The 18,789-nt window shown below is 45.9% G+C and carries 16 protein-coding genes; all 16 read left to right on the top strand.

Annotation, left to right across the window (positions count from 1 at the left end):
• The coding region (locus AC2AXP_RS22015) for a hypothetical protein (RefSeq protein WP_484381935.1) at positions 1-1,206 on the top strand (1,206 nt) is incomplete at its 5' end.
• Between the two features lie 538 nt (positions 1,207-1,744).
• Complete coding sequence (locus AC2AXP_RS22020) at positions 1,745-4,246, top strand: autotransporter outer membrane beta-barrel domain-containing protein (protein ID WP_484381936.1); 2,502 nt, start codon at positions 1,745-1,747, stop codon at positions 4,244-4,246.
• 371 nt (positions 4,247-4,617) lie between these two features.
• Entirely contained in the window at positions 4,618-5,799 is a 1,182-nt protein-coding gene (locus AC2AXP_RS22025) for an acyltransferase family protein (protein ID WP_484381937.1), read from the top strand.
• 1,021 nt (positions 5,800-6,820) lie between these two features.
• On the top strand, positions 6,821-7,108 hold the full coding sequence (locus AC2AXP_RS22030) for a hypothetical protein (protein ID WP_484381938.1): 288 nt from the start codon (positions 6,821-6,823) through the stop codon (positions 7,106-7,108).
• A 47-nt stretch (positions 7,109-7,155) separates the two neighbouring features.
• Positions 7,156-7,860, top strand: coding sequence for a toxin co-regulated pilus biosynthesis Q family protein (locus AC2AXP_RS22035; protein ID WP_484381939.1), 705 nt, complete (start codon positions 7,156-7,158; stop codon positions 7,858-7,860).
• Between the two features lie 550 nt (positions 7,861-8,410).
• Entirely contained in the window at positions 8,411-8,743 is a 333-nt protein-coding gene (locus AC2AXP_RS22040; protein ID WP_484381940.1) for a DUF3024 domain-containing protein, read from the top strand.
• 245 nt (positions 8,744-8,988) lie between these two features.
• Complete coding sequence (locus AC2AXP_RS22045) at positions 8,989-10,593, top strand: glycosyltransferase family 39 protein (RefSeq protein ID WP_484381941.1); 1,605 nt, start codon at positions 8,989-8,991, stop codon at positions 10,591-10,593.
• Positions 10,594-10,880: 287 nt separating this feature from the next.
• Entirely contained in the window at positions 10,881-11,114 is a 234-nt protein-coding gene (locus AC2AXP_RS22050) for a hypothetical protein (protein ID WP_484381942.1), read from the top strand.
• 61 nt (positions 11,115-11,175) lie between these two features.
• Entirely contained in the window at positions 11,176-12,234 is a 1,059-nt protein-coding gene (locus AC2AXP_RS22055) for a GNAT family N-acetyltransferase (RefSeq protein ID WP_484381943.1), read from the top strand.
• Positions 12,235-13,617: 1,383 nt separating this feature from the next.
• Entirely contained in the window at positions 13,618-13,980 is a 363-nt protein-coding gene (locus tag AC2AXP_RS22060) for a GtrA family protein (RefSeq protein ID WP_484381944.1), read from the top strand.
• On the top strand, positions 13,977-14,888 hold the full coding sequence (locus AC2AXP_RS22065; RefSeq protein ID WP_484381945.1) for a glycosyltransferase family 2 protein: 912 nt from the start codon (positions 13,977-13,979) through the stop codon (positions 14,886-14,888). Before AC2AXP_RS22060 ends, AC2AXP_RS22065 begins: the two co-directional genes overlap by 4 nt.
• A gap of 5 nt (positions 14,889-14,893) precedes the next feature.
• Positions 14,894-15,397: a hypothetical protein gene (locus tag AC2AXP_RS22070; protein WP_484381946.1), complete on the top strand. Its 504-nt coding sequence runs from the start codon at positions 14,894-14,896 to the stop codon at positions 15,395-15,397.
• 35 nt (positions 15,398-15,432) lie between these two features.
• On the top strand, positions 15,433-16,347 hold the full coding sequence (locus AC2AXP_RS22075) for a hypothetical protein (RefSeq protein ID WP_484381947.1): 915 nt from the start codon (positions 15,433-15,435) through the stop codon (positions 16,345-16,347).
• A gap of 599 nt (positions 16,348-16,946) precedes the next feature.
• Entirely contained in the window at positions 16,947-17,303 is a 357-nt protein-coding gene (locus AC2AXP_RS22080; protein WP_484381948.1) for a hypothetical protein, read from the top strand.
• A gap of 72 nt (positions 17,304-17,375) precedes the next feature.
• Positions 17,376-17,798 (top strand): TIGR03757 family integrating conjugative element protein, encoded by a 423-nt coding sequence (locus tag AC2AXP_RS22085; protein WP_484381949.1) that lies wholly within the window; start codon positions 17,376-17,378, stop codon positions 17,796-17,798.
• Entirely contained in the window at positions 17,780-18,781 is a 1,002-nt protein-coding gene (locus tag AC2AXP_RS22090) for a TIGR03756 family integrating conjugative element protein (protein WP_484381950.1), read from the top strand. Before AC2AXP_RS22085 ends, AC2AXP_RS22090 begins: the two co-directional genes overlap by 19 nt.
• The last annotated feature ends 8 nt before the right edge of the window (positions 18,782-18,789 follow it).

The raw sequence follows: 18,789 nt of genomic DNA on the forward strand, positions 1-18,789 counted from the left end.
AGTTACATCGCGGGCGCCAACATGGTGGTGACGGTTGCGCTGAAGGATACGCACGGCAACCCGGTGTCCGGGAAGGTGGCTGTGCTGACGTCGGCAGCGGTGAACGTGTCGGGTGCGGCGAGCCAGACCGTGACCTGGGCGGAAACCTTGGCCGGGTCGGGCAGCTACAAGGCGACCTATGTTGCGGCAGCGGCGGGCACGACGCACAAGGCCGTCCTGGCGTTGGGAAGCGATCACAAAGACTCGGCTATCTACACCATTGCGGCGGGTGAGCCAGCGGCGAGCAGGTCAAGTCTTATTGTGAATAAAACCAGCTACCTCATTGGCGAGAAGCTAGATATCACTGCTGTGCTGAAGGATGCGCATGGCAACGCGGTGCTCGGACAGGAAGCTATGCTGCATGAGCGCGCGACGATCGGGGGGGCTAAGAATCCGCATGATTCTACCTGGATTGCGGTACCGGGCACGCCGGGCGCCTACAAGCTGGATGCTGTTGCGGCAGGAGATAATGGAGGGGCTGGATCATTCGGAAGTTCTATTGAACTGCATGATGGGGATGTCTCACAGGATAAATATTACTTTATTAGGGTGGGTGAAGTGGTGCTGGCCAAGTCAACCATCGAACCGGACAAGCAGAGTTACACTGCGGGCGAGGGCATGAAAGTGACCGTTGTGCTGCACAATGCGGCTGGTGGGGGGGTGACGGGGAAGGAGGCTGAACTGAAAGGGGCGGTGAACGTGTCGGGTGCGGAGAGCCAGGGCGTGACCTGGGCCCCGGTATCGGGCGCGTGGGGTAGCTATACGGCGACCTATGTTGCAGTAACGGCGGGTACGACGCACAAAGCCACCTTGACGCTGGGAGGCGAGCGCAAGGAGTCGGCTATCTACACCATTGCGGCGGGTGAGCCGGTGGTGGTCGGGTCAACCATGACCCCGGACAGCCGTGTGTACAGAATTGGCAGCAACATGGTGATGACTATTGTTTTGAAGGATGCATACAGCAACCCGGTGGATGGAAGGGCGGAGTGGCTGAAAGGACGTGCGCAGTTTGGGGGGCCTCCTGATGTGTACGGGGCCTGGACTCCGTCACCGGATTCGCCGGGCACCTACACGCGTGCCGGTCCTGTGATGGCTAAGGGAACATACCGCGGGCAAGTTGTGGTGAGTAATGGAACTATATATACGGGGGACTACGATGCTTGGTAAATGATGTAAGTAAGGAGAGGTTGGCGTTGATTACCCATCCGGAAAACTTTGCACTTATTCGGATGGGGCTATTTTTGAATGAAATATTTAAACATCTTTGTGCTCTCCCTGGTGCTTTAAGAAAGTATGTCTTTGGATTCTCAATAGAGAGTCTATTGAGAATCGGATGGGCAGCACATAGGATAAAATGATTGGCTGAGACTCTTCCAAATGTAATAAGTGCTTTGAAAGTTATTTTTATCTTTCTTGGTTGGTTTTTATGCAAATGTCTATCCAGGGTCTTGTTGTGATAGTATGTGTTGCTATTTTTTTTTGAAAGATAAGCTCTTCAATTTATGAGAGGTTTAATGTGAGGGGTGGATAATTCACATTGATGTTTTCTTTTTTAGGAGGGGCTGTGCTTTTCTTTTTAAGGCAACAAATATATTTCGTAGAAAAGTGTGCAAAGTAATGTCGTAGCAAAATTGTGATGTGCGCAGCTTTGCTATTTATAGCCATGTTTACACACATGGGAAAATCAACGAGGGTAGTAAATAGAATGAATATGCTTATAAACACAAAGAAAAAGCCGTTGGTGGTTGCACTGTCGATGGCGTTGTTGGCGGTGTCGCAGACGGGGTTTGCCGCCCCTCCTTTGTGGCATACGACGATACCTGGCAAACCTAACATAAATACAACCCACATGGTCAATGTCCTTAAAGGGGAGTCTATTGTAAGTCAGGATGTTGGTGCTGGGGGGAAGTATAATATCCTTGATGGTCGCGTTGTAAGATCATCATTCTCTGGGGGGGCAGTGTTGTTTCTTGATGGTGTCGATAGGGGGAGTCCTCAGAAAAGTGATGCCAATGCTGCGCACTCCGAAAATAATACCTTTCGAGATGATGCTCATTCAATCATTAAGTATGGGAAGTCAATGGGGGATAACTTTACTGATGCCTCTGCACAATTTTTAGGGAGTCCAGTTGAATTGAATTCTACTGGCGAAGGAAGCTCAGCGGTAGCTGGCAATTTTAACAAGAACGCCTATCAGGTGCTTGAAAGTGACAGTTCTGCTTCGAAAAGTCATTTTAATGATGACTCAGCACAGTGGCTCACGGATAATGCATCATCTATCAATAACGAATTTACTGGTAATAGTAGCCAATTCTTGGTTCCTACCCAAAAGCTGAACAATGAAAATGGAGCAATTCCCCGGTCTACTTCTGATAGTTTTAAAGGAGCGGCAAAGCAATATGCTTTAAATAGTGGTGAAATTACTAATGCTAGCTTTACAGATGAAGCAGGACAGGGGTTGTTAGGCAACGCAACATCAACTGTCGGCAGCTTCAGTGGTCATTCTACACAGTCTGTGGGGGAAGGGGCTAATTCTGTCAGAGATAAATTCACCGACGATGCAATACAAACTGTTCACAATGGTGGTGTGGCCACCGGGGTCAGTTTCTCTGGCAGTTCCGCATTAATACTTGAAGATGGTGGTGAGTCAAATAGCGCCACCTTTAATGACAACGCGAGTGGCATAGTGGCAAACAGTGCGCGAATGTCTGGCACCACCACGATGAACGGCGGTTCGGTTCTAACCGCTCTTACTGGCGATCGAGTGTCCGACGAAAATACACACGTAGACCTGTCAACCAACCAAATTGAAAGCCTTGTAATCAACAACGGTGCACGTCTTAATATTGTGAATGCTGGCAATGGCAGCAGCGCGAACAACGATGTGACTGCAGGCACTATTACTATGAATGGCGGTACCATTCAGTTTGGGCATGAAAGCGGCAGTGACCACTACAGCACTTTGTTGGCAGACACCGTGACAGGTAGCGGTGGTAATCTGATTATGAATGGCAACCTTGGAACCCATCATAACGACGTGTTGAGCACTGGAACCATGTCGGGGTGGTACGCTATTACATTGAATAACCAAGACTCTGGCCGCGAAATCGCGGGTGATGGCGACTTGCGTAACCTGATTCAGATTGATGAGGATAAGGGCTCCGTGTTTACTCTGAATACTATCAATCCAGATAATCATGGCACTGACCAGGGGACGCACAAGGTTGTTGTTGGCACCAAAAAAGACCCTGTAACCGGCAAAACCATTGTTGGCCTGATTACGGATACCAGTAAAACTTCCAACGCCACCGATGCCGTGATGGCCCTGGCTTCCTCTACCCAGTACATCTTCGATGGCGAGATGCAGGCGCTGCGTACCCGTCGTGGTGACATTCAGCGCTTTGACCAGGGGAATGGCGGTGTCTGGGGCCGTTATCTGCACAACTCCAGTGATATCAAGGGAGGCGCCGGTGCAGATTATAAACTGGGCCAGAACGGTATGGAGCTGGGCGGGGACAAGGTGTTTGATGTGCCCGGCGGTAAGCTCTCTGTCGGCGCCATGACCTCGTACTCCAAGAGTTCGGTGAAGCAACGCGGCGACAGCAGCCAAGTCAGTAGCTATGGTGTCGGCCTCTACTCTTCCTACCTAAGCTCCGTCGGCTATTACATTGATGGCGTATTGAAATTAAACCACTTCAACAACGACCTGCGCACCCACACCGACCGTGGTCAGTCCGTCAAGGGCAGCTATGACCAGGATGGCTACGGTGCCTCTCTGGAAGCCGGTTACCAGTTCACCCTGGGTGATGGCATCAACATTGACCCGTATGCACGTGCCAGTTACTTTGCCGCTCAAGGCAAGGACATGGAGCTGAGCAACGGCATGAAGGCGGCCATTGGCAGCCAGAAATCCGCAAAAGGTGAGCTGGGTGTGTCCGTGGGCAAGGCCTTTGAGGTGCGCAGCGTGACGCTGAGTCCGTACATCACCGCCGCCGTGGAGCATGAGTTCCTAAAAGACAACAAGGTGACCTTCAACGACCGTTATACCTACAAAAATGACCAGTCAGGTACGCTGGGCAAGTTTGGTGCCGGCATGACTGCCCAGGTGACCAAAAACGCCCAGGTGTATGTGGAAGCGGATTATCGCAAGGGTAACAAGGTTGAAAGCCCGATTATGGGCAATGCCGGCTTCCGTATTAGCTTCTAAGTGTAATAAGCGGCCGGAATGCTCAGGTGCTCCGGCCGCCCCCAACACCTCGTTGGAGAGCTGTTTGTTCTCTTTAAGTGCTTTTGCTGTGTATGGCCTGCTCCATTTGCCCAACTTCGCTGTTGGGCTTTTTTTGTTGTGTGTGGCCATCAGGTTTTAAGGCGTACAGGGGGCATATTGTGTTTGAACACCCATCCGTGTGCTGCAGAACCTGTGATTCGCACCTCTTTCAGTAATGAGTTTTGTTCGTATGTGAAGACAGAATTCATTGATTCAGCCTGGGCTCAGATTTGTTAAAAACCGAAAGCCTGGGTGTTTATAGTGATGAGTCAGTCGCTCGGCTGTATAGATAGCAGCTCCCTGATCCCGGCATGTCGATGCCATTAGGGGCGGTTTTGTCGGTCATCGAAAAGTTCAAGGGATGTATTATGAACCGGAAGTTGGCGTCGTTGCAGGCTCTGCGTGGTATTGCAGCACTGCTGGTCTTATTGTTCCATTACCACTTTTATCTCCAGGGAGATAACGAGAGTGGTGCAACAATCTGGGATGCATTGTTTGGTTGGGGGATTATTGGTGTTGATTTGTTTTTTATCATCAGCGGATTCATCATGGTCTACACTACCCAGCAGTATATTCAGGGGTGGGGGGCAGCCAAGCGGTTTCTACTGAGTCGAGCAATACGTATCATCCCGCTATACTATTTTTGCCTTCTGGTTGCTTTTCTTTTGGGGGGAGCCATGAGTACCTTTCATTACCCCGAGAAAGTGAAAAACCTGTTGAGCGCATTAACTTTCACTGTGTATAAAATCTCTGAAACACCCCACTATATCGATAAAGGGGGCATGTATAATATACGCTGGACCCTCAACTATGAGGTTTACTTCTACCTTGTATTTGCTTTATGTCTTCTGTCGAGATATCGAGTTCTGGCGCTTATTACCTGGGGAGGCTTGGTGACGTGTGTTGTACCGATGATTGCGGGGTTTCATCCGACACTGCATGTACAAGGGTATGACTTCCAAACACCGACGATGGCTTTTATCACCAATCCCCTGTTGCTTGAATTCTTAATGGGGGCTTTGGTGGGTTATGTATACCTCCAATTGGTGAAACGGAGGGACGCGGTAACGTTAGCTCGCATTTCAAGCATATTGGCTAGTGTCCTGCTGCTCATTATCGTCATTGGCATTTGCATCGGCAGCATCAGAGCATTGCACTTGAAAAGCACACTCGTTTTGAGTGTTTTCGTTCTTTGCCTTACGCTTGGTGAGTCGGTACTGAAGGGGATGATACCTCGCGTCCTGACATATGTTGGAAATATTTCATTTTCGCTTTACCTTCTGCATAACCCCATTGGCATGGCCATTATGAAACAAATGGGGCCAGTCGGTGAGTCGCCCTTTAAAGGTATACCCACTCTATTGCTGGCGACAGGGTTATCAATGTTGGCTGCCCATATGACACATAAATACATAGAGGTTGGGCTGAGTCGAAAACTAAAAAATAAGTTAACGTCGTTTAAATATGCAAGGCGTTCTACACGGTCAGTCTGAACCAATTGGTGGTGAGGGATGTGAGTCAGCATGCAGAGTTAGGTTCTGTCGTATTAAAATACCCCATTAACTGCACCGTTACGATTTTAACAGATAACTCCAGGTGGTTAGTATACATGATATGCAAAGGGCAATTTCAGCACCCCTGCATAGAACGTTTATTACCAAAGGAACAATCTATAGGTTGGCAGGATAAAATGTAGTCGTTCAAACGTTTGCTGACTCGCTTGCGTTAATGCAACAGCGTTGTTACATGAAAAGATTATCGGGGGATTGCCGAGAAAGACATGTCTGAAGTGGGGTGTTGACAAGGTATAAACGACTGATTGGAGGTTATTAGCTGTATGATTAATCAGATGGGTGAATAGCAGGGTTAAATATAATTGGTTGGTGGTTAATAAAATAAATGCAGGTAAAGTCTCGCTCTGTACGGAGTTGGTTAATTAATGATGTTTGTTTTGCCCGCGGATTGACACGTTCTATGGTTAAGGGTGAAATAAAAAGAGTAATGCATGAAGGGAGGCATTCTGTTTGTTTGCGGTGCGTTATCATAAAATTAGAGTAAAGGTATTTTTCTTGTCAGTCATGATTTTCTAATCTACCTATCAATTGTACGGCAGAGGTAGGTTATAAATAATGCAACGGCAAATTCATCACAGATTAAACAGTACGATGTAAAGGTGGGTTATAACCTGCTTATAGACGCGCACTTATATCCTAATGGTGATGAGGTCATATCACACTTATAGGGATAAGGACTAAATACAATTAATGCGAGGTGATGAGTTACCCGCGTTATCGCCCGTTAGCAACACAACGGGTGAGTAGTCACGGCTGGCTATGGCCATGCTGGACAGGAATACATCTAAAAAAGGAAACAGGAAAGATGATGGTGAAGCATGTAAATCTTAGTGTCCGAGTGGGGATCTTGTGTCTGGTGGTGATGGGAGCTACGGGGTGTCAACACCTGAAGTCGACAGCTCCCTTGGCCACCGGAAAAGTCAGCGCCCCCAAGGAGATAATGAAGGATACCTTACGTCAACAGCGTGAGATGGAACTGCTACAGCAGTGCCAGGATTTACTGGGCGTGCTGCATAATATCAATGTTAAAGATTTTCAACAGTATAAGCAGGCTTTCGACAGTTTGATGAGCGGCGCTTCGCAGTATGCCGGGGTGCGAACCAAAGTTAATGGTGATACTCAGGAAACCGTGGATGCACTGTATCGCTATAAAGCTAATTACTTGTGTGCCGGGGTGAATCAGGCGGTGCTGACGAGTCTGGCCGAGCGTGGGGAGCTGGTGAAATGATGCGGGGGACCCGGCTGGCTTTTTTGGGGGTTACGGTACTTATTGTCATGAGTAAGGCACAAGCAGATGAGGCCGAGCCTGCTCTGCTGCAATTTGCCGAGCAATACCAGCGTCAAAATGTAAAAACGGAGACGCCAGCAAGTGACAAAGCGCACAATCGCGAAAAAACGGCTGCGCTGCTGAACAAGAAACATGACGGTTACCGCCAGGTAAACTCGCAGACAAAACCCCTGAAAGTTGCTGCTTCGACAGCTGATCGGAGTAATAGTAAAGTTTCCATGACTTCTTTAGAAAAACCAGCGAAGAAAAAATTGTCTGAGGTTAAGGCATCAATAGCGGATAAATTAAGGAAACCAACAACTCAAGATAAGGCTGGAGGCATAATGTCACTGGGCAGAGTTGATGCTGATGCAGGGAAAAAAAACAGCATTGTAAACACGGTGACAAAATCCGATGTTCCAGTAAAAAAGCCACAACCTGTTAGTCTTCTTGTCTGGCGTAGCGAAGTCGGATCGACGTTGAAAGACACTGTATTTCGCTGGTCTGCATCTCAGACCTGCATCGATGCTGGGAATTGGCATGTTGTTTGGGATACGCCGGTAAATTATCGTATTGATACGCCGTTGCATTTTGAAGGGGACTTTAAAACAGCCTTGAAAGGCATATTTAGTCTATATCAACATGAGCAAAAGCCGCTGTATGCGTTCATCAACAGTACACAGTGTTTGATTAAGGTGACTGACAAGGGGTAAATGCGAAGGATTATCCTGTTTTTTCGCTATTCCCCGTTATTTTTTATCTCGTGATCTATATCGATAATCGCTTGAGAAAAAATATGCAGATAAAAACAGTCATAACACAATGTGCTATTGACTAAAGGCAATGTGCAACACCAGGTAGCACTGAATGGCCAGGTCACAATAGCGAACCTGGCCGCCTGGTGTGAAGTGGGTAATCGCCTTCCCTGTATAATATCCTCCAGCATGAATGCGAACGTCAGGTTAGCACATTGCTTCACTACGGCGTCGTATTGTGGCCAATATGTGGTGGATATTCTGGGGGTAATGTGCTGACACATGTTAGCGCCGTGCATCTGCGGCATGGTGAGCTCATTTCTGAATAGACTGGCTATTAGCTATCCCTATAACAACGGCACCGCCTATGGCATGTATTCAGAACTTTCCGTGAAGCTCAACATATTCAGCTTAAAAATAATGCAGGCTGTGATAGGGGATACTGATTTGGAATGTTTGATGTGGTGTCCAATCTCTTGTCTCTCCCTAATGGACTAGGAGAAAAAAAATGATATTCAGCGAGTTAGAGCTTCATAACATCAAAAAGGCACTTTGGCCGTTAATGGAGAAGATCCGCCCGCAGCAACAGCTTAGAGCCCTTTTGGATGTTGCTTATCGGATTGACGGTCGGAGCATCGAAATTTTTATGGTTCAGCCGCAATTGGGTTCTGAACCCCATGAAACATCCACCGTCAAAATAAGCCACATCCGTGACCAAGATGAATGGCGAGTGTATTGCATGCGGATCACCCAAAAATGGGCACTCTACGACAAGGCAAAAACACTGGACGATGCGTTGGAAATTGTACGCATTGACAAACATGGCTGTTTCTTCGGATAGGGCTGGGGAAATGAATTGGGGGGAGCAATGTGGAAAAAATCGTTTTTGCATTAATGGATACACAGGTCGTCTGGAGCGATATGGCCATGCTGATGCGAAGCAGTTTACCTTTGCATTCTTGAGATTGACCGACGGATCTACATTCTTATTTTCCCTCATGTTGAAAACTTATCTGTCATGTGCTTCCTCATTGGCAATGATGACGTCGCGTCTCTAAAGCATGAGGCATAAGTCGGAATATTGTAATGTCACTGAACAAAAAATTGAATGTTCCTTTGCGGGCTTATGGTGTAAAAAACATCGGCTACAAACATTTCGCTTTTACGATCGTGTTATTTGCCCTGGTGGTTCGATTTGTTTTCTTAACCACCCGATATCTCTGGTGTGACGAAGCCTCGAGTGTACTTACTGGCCGTTATGACGTAGTGGCTTTACTGTATCATGCCTCTTTCGACGTACATCCTCCGCTTTATTATTTGTTATTACATGGCTGGATGGAACTGTTTGGCGACAGCATCTTGGCAGTCCGTTCGCTGAGTGTGGTTTTTGGCGTTATGGCTGTCGCGCTGTCGATGGTGTTTACGCGCCGCTTGGTCAATGAACGTGCTGCACTGGCGGTGGGATGGTTGATGGCGATCATGCCGATAGCGGTGCGTTACAGTCAGGAGGCGCGTATGTACGCGCTGATGGGCTTGCTGACGATCGCTGCGACGATGACATTGGTAATGTGGTTGCATAAACCAAAAAATCGTCATTATCTGGCATTGTATGCGGTATTGACGACACTAAATCTTTATACCCATTACTTCGCTATTTTTACGGTATTTACACATTGGTTGATCCTGCTGGCGCTGTCGTGTCGGCCTAGAGCTGAGCGCGTTATAAGCGAGCCTGCATGGTGGTTGGCTAATGCGTCTATCGGGTTAGCCTATATACCGTGGTTATTGGTATTGCTTAACCTATTGGTGCATATCCCAGAGTTGCGCGTCGGGGGTGACGTTGGTTGGATCCCCAAAGTCGGGTGGGACGATTTTCCGGCCATGTATTGGCGTTTTTTTACCGGCCATGATGGTAGCAACTATCCGATGCTCCTCTTCTGGTTGTTGCCGGCGTTTTTCGTCGGGCTATGTTGCCTGACGCTGACTCGACGAGGCATAGCGAGGAAATTCAATTTACTGTTGGTCGGCGGTATGGTGATCCCGGTGACTCTCGTGTTTGCGATCTCTTGGCATACTCCACTCTTTGTTGACCGCTACTTTTACTCTGTTGCACTGGGGATCCCCCTAGTGTTGGGCATGCTGATTACGGGAATAAAAAACCGAAGATATGGCATTTTTCTGCTGGTATTTTTCAGCGTGATTTTTGGCGGCGGCTTACGCAATGATTACCCGGACGAGAAGGACAATTTCAAACTTATGGTGCACAACATTAACGGTCATTACCAGTCTAACGATATTGTGGTGGTGAGCAATATGTTCTTCTACCTGAGTTATGTCTATTACAACAAGGGAAATTACCTGGCCAGGTTATACACACCAGACAGACCCAACGGTATTTCTGGTAAGCCTAATGCCTATGGCTTCGGCACTTTTTTCCACGATAGTGCGGACCAAACGTACATTGATGATTTGAGCGGGTTGTCCAGCGGATATCATCGTGTATGGCTGGTCAGCGGCGGGGATTACAATCAGGACTTTGGCTCTTTGCCCAAGGGATGGGTTAATACAGCGACGTTCAAAAATGGTGACTTCGAGACACGGCTGTTCGAGGTTCGCTCTACTCCATCAAGCGGTGAGTTCATCGCAAAGTGGGGACTTCACGGAACGAGCAAGGCAGTTTTGTCGCAGTAATGGTCTTTATTATTGTTAACAGCGGATTTAGACGCTCAGTAGGAGGGCATCAGACCACCAATCTGGCACGAATACTAACGACTGCGCACTTGAAACAAGGCCAAAATTGATTGCTCAGGCGCTGACTCGCATGGCGAGAAAAAAACGCCGGAAAAACGTTATAGTCTGGTGTTATGCAGGTATCTTGAATTTTGCGAGTTGCTTACCGTTATTTTCCATTTCATCCTTGTTTACGTATTGCGATCAATAATTGTTCTGACACGTTGAGGTGTTAAAAGGAGATAGTTATGCCCGATAATAGAGAAGCAATTACTGCCGCATTAATGGCCAATAAAACCGCCTGGAGCTCGCTACTCGGCGCACTGATTATCCAAGGTTCGGTTGACCCACAACTTGTATACCAACACCTGAAAAGCAGTCAAGAGGCGTTGTATCTTAAGGATCTGCCGTCGCTTGCTGAAGCCATAGATATGTATATTCTCGCCGTCGAAGCCTGGACTTTGGCGAGTTTCGAAGCGTAATTCGCTCACCACGACACGTATCTCAGCGCCTTGACCCCTCGTGAGTTTGAGCGGCTATGCGATGAGCCGTCATTTCGCCTGGAACCGTAAATGGTTACTACAAACTGGCGAGTCGCCTGAAGACATCTATCATGGTAACTTAAGCCTCCTGGCTACATGCGTTTATCACTGCGTATTTTTAGCGGGTTTAACTTATGCTGATGCGATAGCCAATTTTTTAGCTTCATCACAGCAGGCTTTTATGAAGAAAAGTATAAGCGGTTGGACATCATCGGATTTCACTACTTATCGTGAAGCATATTCGCGGTTTGGAGGAAGCGTATGTTCACATCCTGATGTCATTCACTTTCTCAGTGAAAGAGGAACTGCTCCGGAATTTTATGTGTATAAAAAAGACGAAGAAGTCATTTGTGCGACCTTTGCTTCAGGTAAACATCTTCATGTCGATTGTGCATCCTACCCCTTTGTCTTTGATGATGTCATAATTCCGATCAAGAAGAACGAAGGGAAAGTTTTTCTACCATTTCGAACCAAGCAACTTTCTCCCTATCATGATGGGGATTTTTATAATTGTATTTATTGGAAGGGATTAAAGAGGAAAACCTGTGTGGTAAAAGACGAATTGTCTAACTCAAGCCATAAGAAACGACGTCAAGCTTTCCAAAAGTTTGTTAAGGCAGGTGGGGAGTGTCGGTCGATTGATACTTTTTCCAATGATGAACTGTGTGATATTTACCGCACGCTGTTTATGCAGCGTTGGGGTGAAACTCTCCCATGCTTTTCAAGAGAAGCATTGTCCGCAGTTTTTGGTGAACTTCGGCACTTGGTGTTTGGCTATGTTTTGATGATGCACGGGTGGCCTTGTGCTTACGATTTGGTGTTTAAGGCTGAGTGTAGCGAGTGGATCTTCTTCGATTGTATTAATGGGGGGTATGACCCCGCGTATGCGGACTTGAGTGTTGGCAGTATTCTCATGTATATGAATATCCAACGGGCAAGGGATATGTGTCAGAGTAACAATACCAAAATGGCTTTTTCCCTGGGGATGGATAATCCCAGATGGGGATACAAAAAACAATGGTGTAACACGTTTACGTTGGGACGCAGTCTGACATTATAAGATTGATTTCATTGAGATGGTGTAAGGTGAGGTGTAAAACTTGTTTTCCAAGACTGCCATCTCTCTCGGTGAGAGGTCAGTCAACGGTTTTATATATTGTCCTGTAATGATACGTACATCCAAAGATGTTTTAGAGAATATTTTTCTATCCCTGTCGTCATGCTTGAAAGAGGGTGTTGAATTGGTGATGGGGCATGTCAACTATCCTCTAGCACCGTACCCCATACTCTTGGCACTTCATGTCAACGCTTATGCTATTCATTGCAAGAGTGCTAATCCATGCATCTGTGATGAAAAAAGAGTGGGCTGTCTAATCGATGTCTTTTAGATAATAATAGCGGTTGTTAAGAATAGATTGAGAATTAGAGCCGTATACTATCCCAAACTGAAAAAATCGGTAGGGTGAATGGTGTTTAGACGATGGTGCTTGTTTATATTTATTACCTCTCTACCATTGGTGGGGAGCCTTGTTCTCCTCAAAAGCATGCATACCCTATGTGGCCATGAGTTTATGGCCATCGGTATATGTAAATATATTCCGGAAGTTAGCTATTTTGAAAAGGGACATTCACCACTGCATATGTCATGGTTGACGCCTCTGGCATGGGAACATTCTTCTCTATGAAATCATAGTGGGTAAAAAGGTGAGGGTTCCTCAGCGTGATTTTGTGGGGGGGGTAACCCAATGCGCAGGGAAGAGGGTTAATGCCCTTTGGATAAGGTTTTTTCAGCTTTCACTATATAACGTGGGGATGAATGCCAAAGGCATGGCCTCCATTATTTTTATCGGTAATGTATCAGTATTTTTAATCAGCATCGATATCCTATTTTCGTTAGGCGAAAGAATGATTGTAGAGGGCTATCGCAATGGGATGTTTTTTGATGGAAATAGTGGGTTTTACATACTCAGGCCCACAGGGTGAAACTTGGCAATACATACTTTCGAATTAGCCGAAAACAAACGATAACCTACAGAAGTTGTGATGTTCCTTAGTGGTAGGTCTGTGAAATTAAAGCGCGTGAAGTTCCACTGTGGCCAGTAGGCTCAGGGTTTTCAGATTATATTATCTGAGATGGTTGATATTAATAACAAGAGTGGGAAGGTTTTTATGAATATTGAATCGGGATGTTATTATCTAGGGTGTTAAGCGCGATTTGTTTTTTCCATTTCTAAATTTATTTATATCATGTTAAATTGCGTGATTACTCAATGAGAGAAATATGCGTAGATAAATGTGAATGTCGGTGGGATAAGGCGAGTAAATTATTACCAGTTTTAGCTTGGCATCATGGTATACCTTGTTGACGGGTTTTCTGCTCGCTAAGGCTGAATTTTATTTGTAAGGTAACATAAGGGTTTTTCTGATGTTCAAGAATAACATCATGGATAATGACATTTTAAATTATATTTGTGTTGGTGTGCTTAATACCATAATTCATTGGGTTGTTTTTTTTTGCGTGTTAATGTATCTACATGAAAGCCAGGCCTTTAGTAATTTTGTTGCATTCTGCGTTGCAGTCAATTTTTCTTTTTTTGCAAATACGGTGTTCACTTTTAAATCGACGGCAACCATAGGGCGTTATGTCATGTATATCGGATTGATGGGGTTTCTGAGTATGCTCACAGGCACTATCGCGGACTCGCATTTAATTAGTCCATGGGTAACGCTTTCATTCTTTTCAATAATAAGCCTGGCGCTTGGGTATGCTTATTCAAAATACGTTATTTTCAAGGATAAAAAATGAGGATTTCCCTTGTTGTGCCGGTTTTTAATGAAGAGGATGCCATTCCTATTTTCTACAGAACTGTCAGGCAGTCTACCGAGCTTTCTGACCACGACATAGAGGTTGTTTTCATCAATGATGGCAGTGTTGATTCAACAGAGTCAATCATCAGAGCCTTATCTATTTCAGATCCCCTTGTAAAGGCCATTAGTTTCACACGCAACTTCGGAAAGGAGGCCGCATTATTCGCAGGACTCGAGGCTGTATCCGGTGATGCGGTAATACCCATCGATGTCGATTTACAAGATCCAATCTATGTCATTCCTCAGCTCATTGATAAATGGTTATATGGAGCTGACATGGTGTTGGCTAAGCGGGTGGACAGATCAAGTGATAGCAGACTAAAGAGAATATCTGCCGAGTGGTTCTACAAGCTTCATAACAAAATCAGCTCTCCTAAAATTGAAGAAAATGTTGGTGATTTTCGATTGATGTCTAGAGAGATCGTAGAAACAATCAAAAAAATGCCAGAACGAAATCTTTTTATGAAAGGCGTTCTATCATGGGTTGGTGGTAAAACTGTTATTGTTGAGTATGTACGCGCCGAACGTGTAGTTGGCAATTCTAAGTTCAACTGCTGGAAATTGTGGAACCTGGCGCTTGAGGGGATCACCAGTTTCTCTACCGTCCCTTTACGGGTATGGACCTATATTGGACTTTTTGTTGCGACTTTATCTTTAATGTACGGCTCTTGGATGTTATTGGGTACCCTTTTTTTTGGTAATCCTGTAAACGGGTATCCATCTTTACTTGTATCCATTCTATTTCTTGGTGGGGTTCAGCTAATTGGTATAGGTGTTTTAGGTGAATATATTGGCAGGATTTATATTGAGGTTAAACACAGACCAAGGTATATCTTAAAGGATTAATTGTAATGAAAAAGATAAACTCTTTATCTGTATTTTTGTTGATTGCATGTATGCTTGTGTTGTATCACTTTTTGAGTTTGAATATATACCCTACAAATACAGACGGAGCGACAGCACTTCTTATTGGTAAAGACATATCCGATGGTAATATTCTTCTTAAAGGATGGCTGTTATCTACAGTACCATTTTATTTTACAGAGGCTATTTTCTATGCATTAGCAATCGCATTCTTTGGCTACAGCAACGTATTGGCTTTTATCATTCCACCTATAATGTATACCTGCCTAATATGCTTGATGTATTTGTTATCGACAAACAAAAAATTAGCAATTTCCCTTATGGTTTTCTTTTTTGCATTTCCTTCGAGCATGGCTGTTACGTCCATGCTTTCAGTTTGTATTCATATGGGGACATATATTTTTGTTTTACTTTGCTTAATATCAATGGAAAATTATGTCAAGCATGAAAAAAATCATCGCTTGTATTTTCAACCATGCTTTCATCGTTAGCTATTTTTAGCGATAATATAACCATATGTATATATTTGGCGCCATTGATACTCTCTTCTTCAATGCTATTGTATAAGTTAAAAGATAAAAAGTATTTATTTGTTATAGTTGGGGTGATTTCTTCCTGTTTAATTGCAAAGATTGTGGCTTGGCTGTTTTTGACATTGGGCGGTTTCACGTTACCAGGTCTGTTTGATATTCGATTTGTAGAATATAACCATATATTCACCAACCTAAATACCGCAATGCAAGGGGCTTTGATTTTCTTTAATGCTGATTTATTTGGTGAGGAAGTAAAGCTGTCATTTGATACGGCGGCAAAAATTATCAGATTGTTAGGCCTTTTGGCTTTGTTCTATTTTACAGTTAAGGCCGCTTTCATAAAATATAATTACAGCTTGGTTGGCTTATGTTTGGTCTTTTCAGTTTTCATTATGTCAATGGCTTTTTTAGGGAGCAACCTCCCTAGGAATATATGGACTGTAAGATACTTGGTGCCTGTCTTTATAATGGTGGTCATTATCTTGTCAAGATCTCAATTTGAAAATAAAATAATCATTTATTCGATTTCATTTTTCGGTGTTTTGTCTGGCTTAGCTACATTGAATATTGATAACTTTTACATCCCCAAAGAAAGCCAGATATCCTGCATTAGAAATGAAATTCATGATAATAAACTGAGTTATGGCTACGCGCCTTTTGCCTTCACTAACTCAGTTAGTATTAATGGAGATATAATAATAGCCAATATCACATTCAAAGATGGATTGGTGGTTAGGGATAACTGGCTAACCAACAGCGACTGGTATAATAAAGGGAATGATTTTTTTATTCTTGAGAATAAAGAACAATTAGAAAAGGTAAAGCGGGTTTATGGTGCGCCTGAATATATAACCGAAGCTTGTGGTGTTTTATTGGTGAAGTACAATAAAGGCATTGACGTAAAATAGCATTCTGGAAAGGCGCTCTCACAATCCATTCATTGCAAAGGATAGGGTGGTAAATGATGGACGTGCAGGGGTAATTCTATATGAGGTTGGCGGGGGTAGCTATACACAAAAAGTAAACAGTGAGGAAAGCAATATTTTTGTGGTGCTATATATTAGTGTGAGTCGTAGTTTTATATGGCTGTTGAATTTGCAAAGTTGGTTTTGCCGGCCTTGATATTAGGGTTTAAAGTATATAAAAAGTATAGGGTGACTCGCACAAATCCTTTCATATTCCCATTCCCATTCCCATTCCCATTCCCATTCCCATTCCCATTCCCATTCCCATTCCCATTCCCATTATGATTAATACTGCTATGGGATGACACTTCAACCTAAAAATGCCCGATGAACTTCATCGGTCTTTTTATATTGTAACGACAGGGGCGTCATAAGTTGTAGAGCAGCATTGATGCCCTTGCCCATTTCCCTAAGCAGTATTCATTTTTCCGTTCCGTCAAGGCGTTCTGTTACATTCCAGCTCATCATTGAGCTGGCTATGCCATGATGTGAATATACTGCGTGATGTTTGACGAACAATACTGAATACCCCGGTCTGAGTGATGCAGCAGCGGTTGGGCTGCGTGTCAATGAAATCATGCCATTACTCGTGCGATGTGCCGGGTAGGGAGGCTGCCACATATCATACTCCTCAAAATTTTTCTTTGTCGGCTATCCATTCCCAAACAGACAGCAGGCTCATTATTTATTTCAACCCAGAAGCATTCTTCACAGGCTCTGGTTCAGAAGGCCGTTTGATAGAGGGCATCACTTTATTCAATATCTTGCACTGGTCCTTCTTTCATAATGCTCAACATTATCTGGGCGGAAGACGGATGTGGATGACGTTGCCCCAGACTGTAAAAATGGACACGGTTAAGCCTTGCTTAGTGAAGGAAAAAACTTTTTCAATTCAATAAAGACTTCTTTGCTGCCTTTCTGATCACGTTATCGCACCCTGTGTGGATCTTATCCATGCAGGAGTGCACGTCATGAAACTCAACACATTGCTGACATTTTTCCCCTTACTGATGCCAGCCTCTGTATTTGCCGGCACGGTACTCTATACCGATTCCCATCATCCTCCGACCAACATCGATGCCTCGGTATCCGTTATTTATCTTGATGGACCGGAACAGCTGCAAAAGCAAATGTTCGGCGAACTGTCGTCAAATCCAGGTGAAGCCGAGCGTCAGGCGCAGACCGTACTGAAATCCCCGCAATGGCAGGCGCACGAGCAGCAGTTGGCCACCGTTTACCGTGCGGTGGTGCGCGCCTGGGAGCTAGGCGTCAAAAAAGTGCCGGCGGTGGTGTTTGACGACAAGGACGTGGTGTATGGCACGGCTGACGTAGCCCAGGCCGTGGCACTGCGCGCCCAGTCATCGGGGGCAGTGATATGCAACGAACCCCTTTGATGCCCCCGGAGCAACCCCGCCTTACCCTTAAATCCCTCAGCGTGGCCATTATGTTGTCTGCCTCCAGCGTGCCGACAGCAAACGCCGCTCTCAATAGTGCGCAGATTGTTGCCAGTGCCGTGTCACAGGCCTGTATCAGCTGGCGTGTGTCCGGCATTTGTTATTGGATGTTTTGCGGCCTGCACGGCTGTACGGTGCGGACCTCCGTTAAAGTCACCCACTTTATCCCTGAAGCGGTGGTCTCGACCTACAACAGCCAGGGCGGCAATCCCTGGCGTGAGATGTCGATGGTTAGCCAGGCCTCCGGCGGCCTGGAGAGCAGTATCACCGGCGCGCTGAGCGGCGTATTCGCCGGCGGGGGCAATAACGAGCTGAAAACTCCCGGGCAGCGCAAAACCAACTTGCATTTCAAATATGCCGATGCCATTGGCCACCCGGCGACGTCCATTATTGGCGGCAGCATCCCCGGGTATTCCTGCCGCAGCGCCGCCATGCCGTTTGTGCCGTATTTCCTCAGCACGCTCGACAGCCTGGCATGGCGTACCGGCATGCCCGAGTCCCTGTATCCAGAAGCCCTGGTGCCTGGCCAACGCGAGATTGGCAGCCAAGCCGGCGCCAATATGTGGGGCAACATTTATCCCCGGTCGGGATTTGTGACCCAGGTTGATGGTGACAAGGCCGGTGCCGTCGTGGCGCAGCGGGTGGCTGACATCATTACCCACTCTGGCCAGCCTCACGTTTACCAGCCATTAGTAGGCCAGCGTTCGGAAGGGTACTGGCCGCCGGGCGACGTTCAGGAGAATACCGGTACCCGCAACCACAAATGGCAGCGCCTTTCGCCGCAGTTGAGCCAGTCCTGCGCCGTCTTCCCCGACGGCGACCATCCGCCCGCAGCGGATGCCAATGCCGCCTTTGCTCTGTGGCAACCTTACAGCTGCTGCCAGCGCCGTGGGCAGCGTTTCCTCTACAGCACGGATTTCTGAGGTCTTAA

The organism is Serratia sp. Sp408, from assembly GCF_057180665.1.

Excerpts from the sequence above, each read along its gene's own strand:
- AC2AXP_RS22080 (WP_484381948.1), top strand. The coding sequence starts at position 16,947 with ATGCAGCAGCGGTTGGGCTGCGTGTCAATGAAATCATGCCATTACTCG.
- AC2AXP_RS22050 (WP_484381942.1), top strand. The coding sequence starts at position 10,881 with ATGCCCGATAATAGAGAAGCAATTACTGCCGCATTAATGGCCAATAAA.
- AC2AXP_RS22030 (WP_484381938.1), top strand. The coding sequence starts at position 6,821 with ATGAAGGATACCTTACGTCAACAGCGTGAGATGGAACTGCTACAGCAG.
- AC2AXP_RS22045 (WP_484381941.1), top strand. The coding sequence starts at position 8,989 with ATGTCACTGAACAAAAAATTGAATGTTCCTTTGCGGGCTTATGGTGTA.
- AC2AXP_RS22055 (WP_484381943.1), top strand. The coding sequence starts at position 11,176 with ATGAGCCGTCATTTCGCCTGGAACCGTAAATGGTTACTACAAACTGGC.
- AC2AXP_RS22085 (WP_484381949.1), top strand. The coding sequence starts at position 17,376 with ATGAAACTCAACACATTGCTGACATTTTTCCCCTTACTGATGCCAGCC.
- AC2AXP_RS22090 (WP_484381950.1), top strand. The coding sequence starts at position 17,780 with ATGCAACGAACCCCTTTGATGCCCCCGGAGCAACCCCGCCTTACCCTT.
- AC2AXP_RS22070 (WP_484381946.1), top strand. The coding sequence starts at position 14,894 with ATGAAAAAGATAAACTCTTTATCTGTATTTTTGTTGATTGCATGTATG.
- AC2AXP_RS22060 (WP_484381944.1), top strand. The coding sequence starts at position 13,618 with ATGGATAATGACATTTTAAATTATATTTGTGTTGGTGTGCTTAATACC.
- AC2AXP_RS22025 (WP_484381937.1), top strand. The coding sequence starts at position 4,618 with ATGTCGATGCCATTAGGGGCGGTTTTGTCGGTCATCGAAAAGTTCAAG.
- AC2AXP_RS22065 (WP_484381945.1), top strand. The coding sequence starts at position 13,977 with ATGAGGATTTCCCTTGTTGTGCCGGTTTTTAATGAAGAGGATGCCATT.
- AC2AXP_RS22040 (WP_484381940.1), top strand. The coding sequence starts at position 8,411 with ATGATATTCAGCGAGTTAGAGCTTCATAACATCAAAAAGGCACTTTGG.
- AC2AXP_RS22035 (WP_484381939.1), top strand. The coding sequence starts at position 7,156 with ATGAGTAAGGCACAAGCAGATGAGGCCGAGCCTGCTCTGCTGCAATTT.
- AC2AXP_RS22020 (WP_484381936.1), top strand. The coding sequence starts at position 1,745 with ATGAATATGCTTATAAACACAAAGAAAAAGCCGTTGGTGGTTGCACTG.